Genomic DNA, 14,580 nt, shown 5'->3' with positions numbered 1-14,580 from the left:
TTTACATTATCTCCGTTCAAATTGTAGTATCCGCTTAAATATTATAATGAATAATATTTTTATTATAAACCCACACTCCGGATCAATTAAAAATAAATCATATCTTTTTTCCCTGATTGAAAAAATATTTTCCTCATCGTATGAAATAAAGGTTACTGAATACGCAGGCCATGCATCTCAAATTGCCAAAGAAGCGGTTAAAGAAAAATGCCAAAATATTATCGCAATAGGCGGTGATGGCACAATGAATGAGGTTGCCAGCCAATTAGTAGGAAGCGCCTCTAACTTCGGGCTTGTTCCAATGGGCAGCGGAAATGGTTTTGCCCGATCTTTAGGTTTACCATTAAAACCGGAAAATGCCCTTAAGACTATTTTTAACAGGAAAATTAAAACTATCGATACAGGCACAATAAATGGTTTACCTTTTTTTGCAGTCGCAGGTATCGGGTTTGATGCACAAGTTGCAAGTCAATTTCAAAAAAGAAAAGTGCGTGGAGCATTACCATATTTTTTTATAGGTTTTTCAGAATACATGAAATATTCATATCCTGCTTATACTGTAAAAAGCCCCGATGTAAATCAAGAGGTTGCTCCTTTGGTTATTACAATAGCCAACGCTACTGAATTTGGAAATGGAGCTAAAATTGCCCCCCAAGCAGATATACAGGACGGATATTTAGATGTATGTATGTTTGATAAAATGTCAGTTATTAAAGGTTTGATTAGTCTACCTAAAATGTTTAATGGCAGGATTAGTGAAATTAGCAGTTACTCCAATTATAAAACAAAAAGTGTGGAAATAATAAGCGATACTGAAGAATTTGTTTTTCATACTGATGGTGAGCCTCATCTTGCCGAGAAAAAAGTATCTGTAGAAATAATCCCTCACTCATTAAATGTTATTACAGTATAACTTTGTTTTATGTCGAAAATTAACTTAAATGAAATAGCCGCCGGTGTCGCAAAAAAAGAAGAGAACACATTTTCTGGCTTTGCTACAAGTAATTCTCTGGCACATCGCAAGAAGATTGAAAAAGAAGAAAGGATACGTCCTCCATTTGCGATTGACAGAGACAGAATAATGTACTCTGGTGCTTTTAGGCGTTATACCGGAAAAACCCAGGTTGTTTATTTTGCTTCCTTGTTGGATGAACAATTAACCAGCCGCAGTTTGCACACAATTAGCGTTGCACAAATTGCTAAAACTATTGGTCGATTTCTTTCTCTAAATACTGACTTAATAGATGCCATTGCCCTGGGACATGATTTGGGACATCCGCCGTTTGGGCATGACGGAGAAGTTTTTTTAAGTGAGGTAAGCCAAAAATATGGAATGGGTTTCTTCCATCATAATATTCAAAGCCTTCGTTCTGTTGATAAAATTGCCAATAAGGGATTAGGTCTAAACCTTTCATTCCAAACACGTGACGGTATTATCTCGCATAATGGTGAAGTAAATGATCAAAGCCTTGAACCGGACAAACACAAATCTGAAAAAGATATTGCAGATTATATAAAAATTATGGAAAATGGTAATATAATTGATACAAAACCCGGGACCTTGGAAGGTTGTGTGGTAAGGATTACCGATACGATAGCATACATTGGGCAAGATATTGAAGATGCTATCAGGATTGGATTAATTACACGTGAAGATTTACCAGAGGATGCGACAAAGGTTCTTGGAAACAGCAACGGCCAAATTATAGAAACGCTGGTTAATGATGTTGTGACACAAAGTTATAACAAAAATTTTGTAGCATTTAGTGGTAAAATATCAGAGGCGCTATTTCATTTAAAAAAGTTCAATTATGCAAAGATTTATAAGAGCGAGCAACTGAAAATTAATCACACAAAAATAAAACGGGGTTTTAAAATTTTATATGAGTTTTATCTCCATGCGCTTAAGGAGAAAGACAAAGAAAATGAAATTTTTGTTCATTTCCTCAACTCTAAAAAAGATAAATATGTTTCTGCAAATCGCCCGGAGATTATTGTGCGAGATTTTATTGCCGGGATGACTGACCGATACTTTACCCACGTTTTAAGTGATCATATTTTACCGGAACTTACAAAGTTCGATTCAAATTAGTTATTTAATTTTTGGTAATTATAATGGCCCCATTTAATAAAATATCTGATTCAATAGAAATGCAAAGATCCGAGCTTATCCAATTGATGAAAAACCTTGTTTCTTTCAAGGCCATCGGCCCTTTAAATGATGGTAAAGGGGAATTGGAGAAGGCAGAGTTTTTGCACGATTATTGTAAAACAATTGGTTTTACTGAAATAGAGGAATATCCGGCTGCTGATCCAAATGTAAGCGGTGGTTTACGCCCAAACTTGATAGCAAGAATTCCCGGAGAAGACCGATCACAGACTGTCTGGATTATGGCTCATTTGGATGTTGTCCCGGAGGGTGATTTGTCAAAATGGGATTCAAATCCATTTGAGGCAACGGTTAAAGATGGGAAGATTTTTGGCCGTGGTACAGAAGACAACAATCAGGCAATTGTAAGTGCCCTGATTATGGCAAAATCTTTTTTTGAGCAAGGGATTGTCCCAAAAAATGATGTTGCATTAATGTTTGTTGCGGATGAAGAGACTTCCAGTAAATATGGTTTAAGTTTTATGATGGAAAACCATCTGAGTTTGTTTTCAGAATCGGACTTAATAATTGTTCCTGATGCCGGAGAGCCGGATAGTTCGATGATTGAAGTGGCCGAAAAATCTATTTTGTGGGTAAAGTTCAAAACAAGTGGCGTTCAGGCACATGCTTCTCTTCCGGATAAAGGAGTAAATGCTTTTACTGCATCCAGCAATTTGGTTGTGGCCCTGGATAGATTGCATAAAATATTTGATGGCAACAATGAGGTTTTCGATCCGCCTATCAGTACCTTTGTCCCAACAAAAAAAACTGCAAATGTTCCCAACATTAATACTTTGCCCGGGGAAGATATTTTTTATATGGACTGCCGGGTTCTTCCACGCTATAACCTTGATGATGTTCTTAAAGAGATCAACAATATTTGTAATACAATTGAATCAAAACATAATGTAAAAATTGAAGTATCCGCTGAAATGAAAGACCAGGCAGCTCCGGCTACGTCAGTAGAGTCTGATGTTGTCAAATCATTAAAAAAGGCTATTAAAGAAGTTTATAATGTTGATGCAGTACCAAGTGGAATTGGTGGTGGTACTGTTGCGGCCATATTCCGTCGGCATGGGCTAGAAGCAGCAGTATGGGCAACAATTGATGATATGGCACACCAACCAAATGAATATGCTGTTATTTCTAATATTATTAATGATGCAAAAGTGTTATCACATGTTTGTTTACAGAATTCCAGGTAATATTTATTAAATTGACAGTTGATCAATGAATATTTATCTTATTTTGTACCTATTGGCGAAACTAAATGAGAAGTAGAATTACAGCATCTATACAAGAGGTTGCAGGTTCAGGTTTTATCTTTCGCCCGATGATGTAATCTTCAAAGTTCTAACACATGGTTTTAATTTTACAAATCTAAAACTAAGGTGACTACAATCACAGGAAAATAATTTTCTTATGGCTTAATTGCCTATCACAAATGACCTATCGAAAATAATTTCAGACTATAAACCCAGGGAGGAGATATGACTCTGTCTCGGCTTATTTTTACTGCAATTTTTATTCTCATTGCAAGTAATTTAAACGCACAATTAAACCAACAAATAGCAAATGCAGGTAGTGTAAACTGGCAAGACCAGGTTTTAAGAGCCACCGGTATTGGAGCACCTGACCCCAAAGTTCCCTTTGCTGCACAACGTGCCGGAGCAATTCGGGTTGCAAAATTAGATGCTTTACGCCAGTTGTTGGAAACTGTAAAAGGGATGACGCTTACATCTGAAACAACCGTTCGTAATGCAATGATTGAGAATGACGTAATTGAAACACGCGTTTCAGGTGTTGTCCGCAATTTCAAATCTGTAGATACCCGATATTTAAGTGATGGCAGTGTTGAGGTTGATGTTGAAATCCCCTTAAGTGGGATTTTGCTGGATGCTATTTTGCCGCAGCAAGTTGGTGGCCAAACACCAGGAAATCTTAGCTATAACATGAACCCTCAACCTTCATTTACAAATTCTGTTTTTACAGGCCTGATTATTGACGCACGTGGTTTACAATTGCATCCTGCTATGGCCCCGAAAATTCTTGATGAAAATGGAAACGAGGTTTATGGTACCGGATATGTGAGCAGGGAATATGCTGTTCAGATTGGTGTGGTTGGATATGAGAAAGATATTAATCGTGCTAAAAGCAATGAGCGTGTAAAAGATAATGCTGCAGTTGTAAAAGCATTAAAGGTTGTTGGTACAAATGGCACCGATGTCGTCATTTCCAATGCAGATGCCGCAAATATTCAGGCAGCTGCAAAAAACCTTAATTTCATGGAACAGTGTAAAGTAATGTTTATTTTGGACTAACCGGAGATTTAATATGAAAACCACTCTTTTAAAAAGCTTTGTCCTTGTTTTTGCGGCTGCATTTTTTACACTTCAATGTGCCGGGCCAAAGGAAAGAAAAGCCGAATCAGTTTTGGATACACCAGAGTATCATTATACTCAGGGTTTAAAATTTTTAAATAGTAATGATTTGACAAATGCGGAGCGTGAATTCAATCTTGCCAAAGGTTTAAAAGATAACTTTGCACCGGCTTATGAAGGCCTGGCAATTGTTGCCCTGGAAAATGGCAAATTGAAAAAAGCAGAAAAGTTGATCGATGAGTCTTTGGATCGTGACAGTGATTGGATTCCAGCCGTAGTTGCCCAGGGACGTTTACTAATGGCCAGAGAAAAATACGAGGATGCCATTGATGAATTTGAGGATGCTATTGATGATGTTCAGGGTGCCAAATCCGTTAAGGACAAAAAGGGTGTCAAAAAAGATGCTTATTATTGGATGGGAACTTCTTACAAAAGATGGGGCAAATATATAAAAGCCCAGACATCTTTCCAGAGAATTCTTGATATCGACAATACAGATACTCGTGCAGGCTTGGCAATAAAAGAACTTGCAGAATATCAGGCAGCAGTTGCCGGGCAATCTCCTGAATTAAGAAAAATTGCTACTCAAAAAGAAATTACACGTTCCGATGTGGCGGTTCTTTTTGTTACAGAGCTTCCTCTCGATAAAATTTTTAGAAAATCCCCTGCAAAACAAGCAGTTAAGTTTTCTGCTCCGGGATCAAAAACAATGGGCAAAAAAGATATTCCATCTTCAGTTCATGGTTCAGTAAATGACGTCCCAAGTACGCATTGGGCAAAATCCTACATTGACAAAGCTTTGCAAAAAGGCATAATGAGTGTTTATCCAGATGCAAGTTTTCGTCCGGATCAAACAGTAAACCGTGCTGAATTGGCCATGCTTATTCAGGAGTTTATGGTTAAAGCTTACGATGACCGTTCGATTGCTTCAAAACATTTTGGTGATGCAACTCCATTTGCCGATGTTCTTAATACATCACCCGTTTTTAATGCCATAATGGTTGTTTCAACTCGCGGTATTATGACAGGAATGGATGACGGAACATTCAAACCACTGGCTGTAGTTTCTGGTGCGCAATCATTAAATATTATCCGTAATTTAAAAGCAAAATTCTAATCAATACGATTAACAAAACAAACGAAAAGCCTTCGGGGTTTTTATAAAATTTCGAAGGCTGCTTTGATCAAACGCGATCTAATTAACAAAATGGCCTAAAAATGAATATTCAATTTAAAACTTTTTTAATGATTTTGCTCCTGGCTCTTTTTGCAGTTGGTCAGGATGCAAAAACTGTAACAGCAACCGGATTCGGAGCAATTTTAGCCGGTGATATGGTTAAGGCTAAAGAGGATGGTACCAACGATGCACTAAGAAAAGCTGTTGAACAGGTTGTTGGTACAATCATTGACTCTAGAACTGTAACAGAAAACTTTATGCTGCTTGAAGACAAAATCTATACCAAAACAACAGGTTATGTTCAAAGCTATGAAGTTATATCCACGAATAAAAGAGTTGATAATTCACTTGAAGTTACCGTTCGTGCAATTGTGAAAACCAGTGATTTGAAGAATGACATCGAAGGTATAATCACAACTTTGAGACGCGAAGGAATGCCGAGAACGATGGTGCTGATCAAAGAGGAAAATTTTGGCAAGAGTCAGTGGCATTATTCAACAGCAATGAACACTGCTGAAACGGCTTTGATGAATTCGATGATGGAATATGGTTTTCCTTTTGTAGATGCGGCAACGGCTAAAGCCAATGTTAAACAGGATGCCCTGATGGCTGCTTTATCCGGAGATGCCGGAGCCGGTGCAGCAATAGCCAAACAAAATGGTGCTGAGATTTTAATTATTGGTAATGCAAAAACAACAGTTACACAATTGCCAATGATGCGTTCTTCCGGGATGAAAACCAATAGTGCTAATATGAACCTTAGGGTTGTACGTGCAGACGATGCAATGGTAATTGCAACCTCAACTTCACGCGGGGTTATGGCCCATATTGATGAAATGACCGGTGGCAGCATGGCCATGGAAAAAGCGGCAAAAAAATCTGCTGAAGATTTAAAAAATAAGGTGATTGAAAAGTTTCGTAAAAATCAATACGAGCAAAGACAAATCCAGTTCCAGGTTACAAATATTACCAGCTTTGATCAGTTAAATACTATCAAAAATAGTTTGCCTTATTATGTGCGCGGCGTAAAAAATATTTACCAGCGTAGTTTTGGGGCGGGCAGTGCTTTGTTTGATATCGAAATAACCCAAAAAGCTGAAACAGTGGCCAGTGAACTTTCCGCAAAAAATATTGAAGGCATCGATCTTGAAATTACCGGTGTTACTCAAAATAAGCTTACGGCCCGTATTGTCCCTGCGGAAGAAGAAAGTAAATAATTCATCAACAATGGTGATTAAAATGAAAAAGTATAATTTATTAAATCTTATATTGATTATTTTGTTTTTAGCCCCGGCACTTTTTAGCGGTGACCTTGCAGGCCTGAAAAAGCGTGTTGCGGTTGTGTCTTTTACAGATAAAGCGCGTTATGGCCATAATATCGGTAGCGGTATGGCGGATATGTTGGTGACCTCACTTGTTGAGAGTAAAAAATTTATCGTGATAGAAAGAAACGAGCTTGACAAAATAATGGCTGAACAAGGCCTGGGAATGAGCGGCGCGGTAACACCACAATCGGCTGCAAAGGTTGGCAAGCTTTTAGGTGTTGAGTTGATCATAACAGGAAGTGTGAGTGAGTTTGGAACAAAGAAAGATAAAATTGGCGGGGGCTTAAGTGCTCTTAGCGGATTTAATCTTGGCGTTTCCAGCGAAACTGCACGCTCAGTTGTTGATATTCGTTTGGTTAATACATCCACCGGAGAAATTATTTCGGCCAGCACAGCTGAAGGTGAGGAGAGTTCAAAAAGCCTGGACAATGTTGGCGTCACGGGTATCAATTTTAGAAATTCCTCAACCTGGGACAAAACAATTCTTGGTAAAGCAGCGCGTGAGTCTGTAGAAAAATGTGTTGAGGTTATAACCGACGGCATGAAAAATTTGCCCTGGCAAGGAAAAGTGATCAAAGCAAATGCAGACGGAACAGTTTTTATGAAGCCCGGTTCTGTTGCCGGTGTTGAACCCGGAATGAAATTTTACGTTTACAGACCAGGCGAGGAACTTATTGATCCTGATACGGGTATTTCCCTTGGTTCTGAAGAAATGAAAATTGGTAGTCTTGAAGTTGTTAGTGATGTAGCTGGCGGGAAAGCGTGCAAAGCAATCGTAAAAAGCGGTGCTAATTTTGCCACCGGAGATTTGATCCGCGTAAAATAACGGAGTTTTTATGAAGTTGAAAATAGCTGGTTTATTTATAAGTCTGATGTTAATAAGCATTGCAATAAGTGCTTATAGTTTTTGGGATGCCGCACAACCGGTTGCAAAAATCAGCTTTCCATTGGGGAATGTTCTGGTTTTGAAAAAGGGCAAGAAGCGCATGCAGAAGGCCGGGTTTAACCAAAAGCTGTTTACAGGTGATAAAATTAAAACGGAAAAACAAGCACGCTGCGAAATAAAATATACAGATGGAAGTATTGTGCGGATTGATCAGCAAAGTATTTATACGATCGAAAAAGCACAGATTACCAAAAAAGAAAAAAAGGTTGAGTCATCATTATCCATTGGCCGTTTGTGGGCAAATATCAAAAAACTTGCGAGCTCATCGGATAACTGGTTTTTGCGCGGACCATCAGCAGTTGTGGCTGTTCGTGGAACGGTATACCGCATGGACACGATGGATGACAAATCGTCGAAAGTTTTGGTGTATGAAGGCAGTGTAAATGTAGGGCCGCCATCTTGGGCGCCGGGTGCCGGAACTCAAGGGCAAAAGCCGGGGGCGCCGCAACGCGTTCAGGGGCCATCGGTTGTAAAAGGGCCAAGCGTTGTAAGCCTGGATGAATGGGTGGAAATTGTAAAAGCCCAACAGCAAATTATTATTAAACCTGATGGCAGCTTTCAGAAATCTGATTTTGATTTGGCGGCTGATGCACAGAGCAGCTGGGTTAAGTGGAATATGGAAAGAGATAAACTGATAAAATAGTTTTTAAATTCGATAGATTTTTTTAAAGCCCATATTCTGTTCTCGCGTGGGCTTTTTTTGTTTCAGGAAAATAATATCCTATTGTAAATTAAGTGAACATTTGCTATATGATTTATTTCCAGAGTCTAAAAAATTCTAATATTCGTGTAATATTATTGCGTCATACCAAAAAAATGACTTGAAACAAAAGAATATATTTTACCTTTTTTTTGGTTTCATGTCAGAGATGTCCACTGTGTTTCAACCACTTTTATCGTCATATTAACACCTGGAATTTTTCAAAGAAACCGGAGTATATTATGAAGATGTTTTCAGTGCTTTTTAAAACTGTTTTGCTGTTTTTATTAGTTTTTTCTGTAACGAAAAGTTTTGCATCAACTTCAATAGCAATTACAATTTCTCGTAATGATATAAAACTTAGAGGGAATTTCTTTCAACCAGAAGGTAAAGGAGACTTCCCTGCAGTTATATTGCTACATGGATTTCCCGGTAATGAAACAGATGTACTAGGAATTGGGAGAATGCTCTCAAATGCTGGTTTTAATGTTTTGACTTTTAACTATAGTGGAACCTATAAGAGCGAAGGATTAAATAGTTTTGAAAATACTCAAAAAGATATTAAGGCAGTGTATGACTTTATTCATAAACCACAAAATATACAAACTTACAAAATTGATACGTCTCGAATCTATTTAGGCGGTTATAGCTATGGCGGTGGTATGGCATTGACTTATGCTTCTAACCATCCAGAGGTTAAAACTATTTTCTCTATCGCTGGGACCGATCATGGTGAATTTATGAGAGAGTACGAACGTAATCAAAACTTTAAACAAATGATCGATAATATCTTCTCCAGCCTGGCAACTCCTTCAGGGCCTGTAAAATTAGCAAAAGGCGCAACTCCAAAAGAGGTTTTAAAAATAGGAATAGAGAAGATTGATCCAACTCTTGATTTAAGACAAAGTGCTTCCTTACTTGCACAAAAAAATATTTTGCTTATTGGAGGATGGAATGATGTTAATGTAACAATCGACCATCATATTTTACCTTTATATAGAGCACTTATTAATTCAAAGGCAAAAAAAACAGAAATTATTGTATTTCAGGATGATCATTCATTTAAGACTTATAGAAAAGAAGTGGCAATGGCAATAATTGAATGGTTAAATAATAAGATTGCCCAATAAGAGCTTTAGGTTACAAGACAAAAGAAAGCCTTGATTTTTGTTGTATCATTGAGAAATGTTTTTTTTAAAAGCCCATATTGTTTCAAAATATGGGCTTCTTTATTTCTGTTATGAATTATGCAAAGGTCAATAAAATCTTAGAATTCAATTTTATAGCTAAGGCTTGGCACCATTATTCCTTCATAGCTTGTTTCTGTTTTTCCTGTTTTTATATTGTAAAAATTATTTGAAAACTCTTTGGTGCCGGTGGCGTTTAAAATTTGCAAAGCCCAAACCGATGAATAGCCGGGCATGTTTTTGCGATAAGAAACAGTAAAGGAAAAGATCGGTGTATCATCAAATCTTTTACTAAAAGCCTTTCGAACATTGGTCTCACCATAAACAATATCTTTATCCTGCAAAGATGCAAATTCATCAATCGGTTCCCTGCGGATTCCGCCCATGTAATTCAACCGCACATTTGCACTAAGAATATTATTTTTATTATCACCAATTACCCATTCTTTCCCGGCCAGCAAATTGAAAACATAATTTTTATTATAGCGTGTATTGCGGGTAACACCTGCCGCATCTTTATATTTTGAATCAAAAAGAGAAGCTGTGGCGAGATAATAATAACCGTCATGCAAAAAACGCTCAAGTGTCAAATCGAGACCAAGATTTCTGCCGGAGCCTTTGCTAACCAGACGTTCATCAAAGAAGATATCATTCTGCATGTTGATAGTTGAGATATAGCTATCGGGTGAAACGGGTATGTTGGATAAATGTTGATAGTACGGTTCAACACAAAGCCGGGTGTTGCTGTTGAGCTTGACATTATAAGAAAGCACATAATGCGACGATTTTAACAGATCCAGATTTTTGTTTGGTGTCTGACCATTTTTATTAACAAAATAAATCGGTAGGCGTTCGATCCGGCTATGCAAGCCATATGCAATTGCCAGGTTATGTTTATCATTAAAATCGTATTTCAAACCTGCGCGTGGTTCAAGTGAATAATTATCGTTTAGTAAAAAGTATGATGAATTTAAACCAAGATTAAGTGATAAACCTTGTGATAAGTTAAACTGGGATTGGCTGTAAAATTGAAATAAACCGGAATTTCCTGATTGATCTACTACCGAAATTGGTTTTTCATAATCATTTCCTGCCTGCTCTATATCAAGCCCATATCCCAGATGGCTGTAACTAAAACCGGTTTGGTTGCTGTGCGTTTTGTTCAAACGCGTGCTAAGATTTGATTGAATTGTATAGCGCCATGTATCGGTATTGGCGTTTGATTGTGGGTGCAATTTCAAATCATGATCCATACGCTGTTCTTTAAATGATAAACCGTTTCCTGTGGCCGATAATGTCGTTGCCAAAAATGCGCTTGAGCTTAACGGCAATTTGTGCGTCAATCCTGTGGCGTACATATACATGGAAGTTTGCGAGTCATCCTTATCAAAAGCAGATTCCCAATCGGCGCTATCTGCAGCTACCATTTCCTGCCCATCATGTGCGCCAACACCCCAGAATGAAAATGTCCCTGAATTGGCGGTTGGAAAAATTGTTTTGAATGCCAAATCCTGATATTTCAAAATACCCGTATCGTCAGGTAAAAGAGGCGCTACAAGCCCCATAGTCGAATAGCGATAGTTCATTAAATAAGATGCATTCCCACCTTTTTTGAATGGACCTTGCGCGGCAAAATCAATACCAAGTACGCCTGCCTGAAATGTGTATTCGCGCTGCTCGGTATTCCCTGTATTCAAATTGATATCAAAAACACCGGATGTGGCATTTCCATATTCTGCAGGAAAAGCACCTGTGTAAAAATCACTGTTGCCCATCATCTGGTTGCTTACTGCAGTGAGTAACCCGCCGCCAACAACAGTTAAATCTGCAAAGTGGTTTGGGTTTGGAACCTCTACGCCTTCAATGCGCCACAACAGCCCTTCAGGATTATTGCCCCGTACCGAAATTCCATTGCTGCTTACCGATGGCGTGGCAACTCCGGCAAATGAAGAAGCCAATCGCGCAGGGTCATCCATGCCGCCGGCATAACGTTGTGTTTCTTCCACAGTGAACTGCCTGCTGCTTACCGTGGTCATCGTATTGAGTGCAACATCTTTGTTGACCCGTACGATAATTTCTTCCGATTCCAAAGTAGTCTGTTCCATCCCTATATTGAGGAAAGTTTGTTTTCCCGTGCTTATCAAAATTTCTTTAAATAAACGGATTTCATAACCCATCATCATTACTTCAATACTGTGCCTGCCAACCGGAACATTGTTAATTACAAAATTTCCATCTAAATCCGTTGCTGCGCCGATCGGTGGATCTGATTTTAAAACCATGATGTTGGCGTAGACTAATGGTTCCCGGGTAACTTTATCAAAAACTTTGCCCCGTACTGAGGTTGTAACTGTTTGTGAAAATGAAGCTGATGTTAAAATGAATATTGCGAGTAAAAATATTATTAAGTTTTTCATGATATTAGCTCCTGATAATTTGTTATTTTTTAAAGAAAAATTTCTTGTCATTTAGGATCAGATAGATCGAGAAAAGCAGAAGCAATACTGTTTGTATTACTTTGCTCATTGGATCGGTGCAAAAAATCTCGTTGAAATAGCCTGCGGTAATGTGAAAAATAATGGTGATGGTGATATTTCGATTGGATTTGTAGTAAAGCCAGTTCATGATTAGCACAAAAGGGATCAAGCTAACGAGGAAATTCAAAGAATATAAAATGCCCGTTTCCACAAGATTGCTGTGATAGTAATCTTTAATAAGTGAAAGCGGCATATGCCAGATGCCCCAATAAATTGCAAAGATAACCGAGGTTGTAAAAAGACTAAAGCGTGAACGCAGGCAGTCCGTGCCGTAAGAATGCCAGGCTAATTCTTCTATAAGGGGTGCAGCAATTAAAAGAAACCAGACCGGGAATATGCCGGATGTAAATGAAAAAGATTCTGCCAATTGAAATTGGTCGGCACTATATCCAAAAAGCAGAGAGACAGCCTGGGCAAGCAGGATACTGATCAGTATTAGAAAAAAGGCTGCGAACAGGTATCTAAACTTGACTTCTTTGAAGTTTAAAAACCGTCCCCAAAAATCATTTAATAAATCCTTATCCTGATGAATTATAGAAAAGGCAATTACAAGCGGCGCCATAAGTCCGGCAAAAGCAAATAGGCTTTGTAAGGCAGAAGAACTGCTTATATCTGAATGGCTTATTGCGGCTGCGATTAGCCACAGTGCCCATGGAACAAAGGTTGCTAACAAGTAAAAAAGTAAAGGCTGTTTATATTTTTGAACAATCATAATGGCTCCTCCTGTTTGGTTTAAAATGTTCGGGCAGATAGTAAGGCCAAACCGGGGAGCATTCGCCCAGGCGGGTAAGATTGGACTAAAGTGTAGGTGCAGGCCTACAGGTGCAGACCTTTATTTGCAGTGTTTTCGATAGATAGAACAAAGTTATTTTTTTTGAAGAAAAAAAACCGGCCACGGATACTCACAGATTTTCACAGATTAAATTACGTCTAAAGAATACATTGATAGAATTATTTCCTAGAAAAAGTTCAAACCTCTGTGCTCTCTGCGCCCTCAGTGGTTAAGTTTTTTTTGCCAGCTGATCGATGAAGGTTGAAGGAGTAAGACCACGGTGTTTTTTAAATACACTGTTAAATGATGATTTCGAATTGAAGCCGGCATCCAGTGCGTGTGACAAAATGGTGATCTCTTTGTGGGCCGAAGCATTTTTTATAAACTCTTCCACGCGATAGCGATTTACAAAATCATGAAAGTTTACTTCTTCGTATTGATTGATTATTTGTGACAGATGATTGGGCGAGACTTCCACACTTTGGGCGAGTTCATTCAGTGTAAGTTTGGGATTGGTATAAAACTTTTGCTCCGTCATTAATTTTGTTAAGCGTTGATGGACCTCTTTGGCAACCTCAGATTTTAAGCCGGACTTTTTATAATCAGCGCCCTGCTTTTCCTGAACGAGTTGTGCTTTTTTATTAATGCCATTTTCTGAAAACAGGTTTTGTTGGCGAATTCCAAAAAAGCCAATGCAAAAAACAAATAAAATTATGATCAAGTAAAAAATATAATCGGCATTAAAAGTAAATTGCATGCCAAGGCCTTCGCGCAAAATTGAGATAACCACCGCACTCACATAAACCGCGCCAATGCCCCAAATGCTGTATTTCAGCCAATCCAGGCTAATGCAGTTGTCATAGGAAAAATTATCATCAATCAGTTTTTTGTGTTTGCCCAACACATGGTAGGAAATAATTGGATAGGCCAACCCCGATACAAAAAAACTTATTAACACCACCGTTGAAAATAGGGCAGAGTAATCCAACAGACCGTTATCCACCAAAACCTTTTGCTCTTCGGTATAAGTGAAATAAAAAGGGAGCATGTATAAATAACAAAGAAGCGCCGGGGTAAAATGCAGGTAATCCAGCCTTCTTAATTTGTTTTCATTGCGCAAAGAGTAGAGCGTGTAAAGATAAAGCATCGGGCCATGCAGCAAAGGAAAGGGCAGCGTTGTGCCAACCAGGTGCGGATACTTATCCCAAAAGCCAAGTGTGTATATAAAGTAACCCAGCAAGTGAATGGCGATTATAAACAACCATATGCCCAGGATTGTGTCTGCCAGGTTTTTACTTTTTTTGGTGACCAGCAATATGGCCAGGAAAAAGGATAAAAAAATACCAATTGTAAAAATCGTATCCATGGGTGTTTTATTTGGGTTTGAAGGATTGCTGCTAATGTAT

At 38.3% G+C, this 14,580-nt stretch carries 12 protein-coding genes; 9 read left to right on the top strand and 3 right to left on the bottom strand.

Translation table 11 applies throughout. The features are described 5' to 3' along the window. The first annotated feature begins 46 nt into the window (after positions 1-46). From HND50_18750 to HND50_18710, 9 genes are all read left to right on the top strand, one after another. On the top strand, positions 47-913 hold the full coding sequence (locus HND50_18750; protein ID NOG47288.1) for a diacylglycerol kinase family lipid kinase: 867 nt from the start codon (positions 47-49) through the stop codon (positions 911-913). 9 nt (positions 914-922) lie between these two features. Next, on the top strand, positions 923-2,092 hold the full coding sequence (locus tag HND50_18745) for an HD domain-containing protein (protein NOG47287.1): 1,170 nt from the start codon (positions 923-925) through the stop codon (positions 2,090-2,092). Between the two features lie 23 nt (positions 2,093-2,115). Further along, positions 2,116-3,354, top strand: a complete 1,239-nt coding sequence (locus HND50_18740; protein NOG47286.1) for a M20 family metallo-hydrolase — start codon at positions 2,116-2,118, stop codon at positions 3,352-3,354. A gap of 285 nt (positions 3,355-3,639) precedes the next feature. Further along, positions 3,640-4,470, top strand: coding sequence for an LPP20 family lipoprotein (locus tag HND50_18735; protein NOG47285.1), 831 nt, complete (start codon positions 3,640-3,642; stop codon positions 4,468-4,470). Positions 4,471-4,483: 13 nt separating this feature from the next. Next, the gene (locus tag HND50_18730) at positions 4,484-5,647 is read left to right on the top strand and encodes a hypothetical protein (protein NOG47284.1); all 1,164 of its coding nucleotides are present in this window, start codon (positions 4,484-4,486) and stop codon (positions 5,645-5,647) included. Between the two features lie 101 nt (positions 5,648-5,748). Continuing rightward, a complete protein-coding gene (locus tag HND50_18725; GenBank protein ID NOG47283.1) occupies positions 5,749-6,924 on the top strand; it encodes a hypothetical protein in 1,176 nt (391 codons plus the stop codon). Between the two features lie 22 nt (positions 6,925-6,946). Next, on the top strand, positions 6,947-7,858 hold the full coding sequence (locus HND50_18720) for a hypothetical protein (protein NOG47282.1): 912 nt from the start codon (positions 6,947-6,949) through the stop codon (positions 7,856-7,858). Between the two features lie 10 nt (positions 7,859-7,868). Beyond that, a complete protein-coding gene (locus HND50_18715; GenBank protein NOG47281.1) occupies positions 7,869-8,621 on the top strand; it encodes a hypothetical protein in 753 nt (250 codons plus the stop codon). 299 nt (positions 8,622-8,920) lie between these two features. Next, positions 8,921-9,808 (top strand): alpha/beta fold hydrolase, encoded by an 888-nt coding sequence (locus HND50_18710; protein ID NOG47280.1) that lies wholly within the window; start codon positions 8,921-8,923, stop codon positions 9,806-9,808. A 137-nt stretch (positions 9,809-9,945) separates the two neighbouring features. Here the strand turns inward: HND50_18710 and HND50_18705 are convergent, their stop codons facing one another. From HND50_18705 to HND50_18695, 3 genes are all read right to left on the bottom strand, one after another. Further along, positions 9,946-12,282 (bottom strand): TonB-dependent receptor, encoded by a 2,337-nt coding sequence (locus HND50_18705; protein NOG47279.1) that lies wholly within the window; start codon positions 12,280-12,282, stop codon positions 9,946-9,948. Between the two features lie 22 nt (positions 12,283-12,304). Next, positions 12,305-13,114, bottom strand: a complete 810-nt coding sequence (locus tag HND50_18700) for a CPBP family intramembrane metalloprotease domain-containing protein (GenBank protein ID NOG47278.1) — start codon at positions 13,112-13,114, stop codon at positions 12,305-12,307. 289 nt (positions 13,115-13,403) lie between these two features. Continuing rightward, positions 13,404-14,540, bottom strand: a complete 1,137-nt coding sequence (locus HND50_18695) for a helix-turn-helix transcriptional regulator (GenBank protein NOG47277.1) — start codon at positions 14,538-14,540, stop codon at positions 13,404-13,406. Positions 14,541-14,580: the final 40 nt, after the last annotated feature.

The sequence above is a fragment of the Calditrichota bacterium genome (genome assembly GCA_013112635.1).
In the GTDB taxonomy this organism is placed as follows: Bacteria; Calditrichota; Calditrichia; order Calditrichales; family J004; genus JABFGF01.
This window is presented reverse-complemented; position numbering and strand designations above follow the sequence as displayed.

Bases quoted from the DNA above. Each gene is read 5' to 3' on its own strand.
- HND50_18705 (NOG47279.1), bottom strand. From the start codon at position 12,282: ATGAAAAACTTAATAATATTTTTACTCGCAATATTCATTTTAACATCA.
- HND50_18720 (NOG47282.1), top strand. From the start codon at position 6,947: ATGAAAAAGTATAATTTATTAAATCTTATATTGATTATTTTGTTTTTA.
- HND50_18725 (NOG47283.1), top strand. From the start codon at position 5,749: ATGAATATTCAATTTAAAACTTTTTTAATGATTTTGCTCCTGGCTCTT.
- HND50_18710 (NOG47280.1), top strand. From the start codon at position 8,921: ATGAAGATGTTTTCAGTGCTTTTTAAAACTGTTTTGCTGTTTTTATTA.
- HND50_18695 (NOG47277.1), bottom strand. From the start codon at position 14,540: ATGGATACGATTTTTACAATTGGTATTTTTTTATCCTTTTTCCTGGCC.
- HND50_18715 (NOG47281.1), top strand. From the start codon at position 7,869: ATGAAGTTGAAAATAGCTGGTTTATTTATAAGTCTGATGTTAATAAGC.
- HND50_18740 (NOG47286.1), top strand. From the start codon at position 2,116: ATGGCCCCATTTAATAAAATATCTGATTCAATAGAAATGCAAAGATCC.
- HND50_18745 (NOG47287.1), top strand. From the start codon at position 923: ATGTCGAAAATTAACTTAAATGAAATAGCCGCCGGTGTCGCAAAAAAA.
- HND50_18730 (NOG47284.1), top strand. From the start codon at position 4,484: ATGAAAACCACTCTTTTAAAAAGCTTTGTCCTTGTTTTTGCGGCTGCA.
- HND50_18735 (NOG47285.1), top strand. From the start codon at position 3,640: ATGACTCTGTCTCGGCTTATTTTTACTGCAATTTTTATTCTCATTGCA.
- HND50_18700 (NOG47278.1), bottom strand. From the start codon at position 13,114: ATGATTGTTCAAAAATATAAACAGCCTTTACTTTTTTACTTGTTAGCA.
- HND50_18750 (NOG47288.1), top strand. From the start codon at position 47: ATGAATAATATTTTTATTATAAACCCACACTCCGGATCAATTAAAAAT.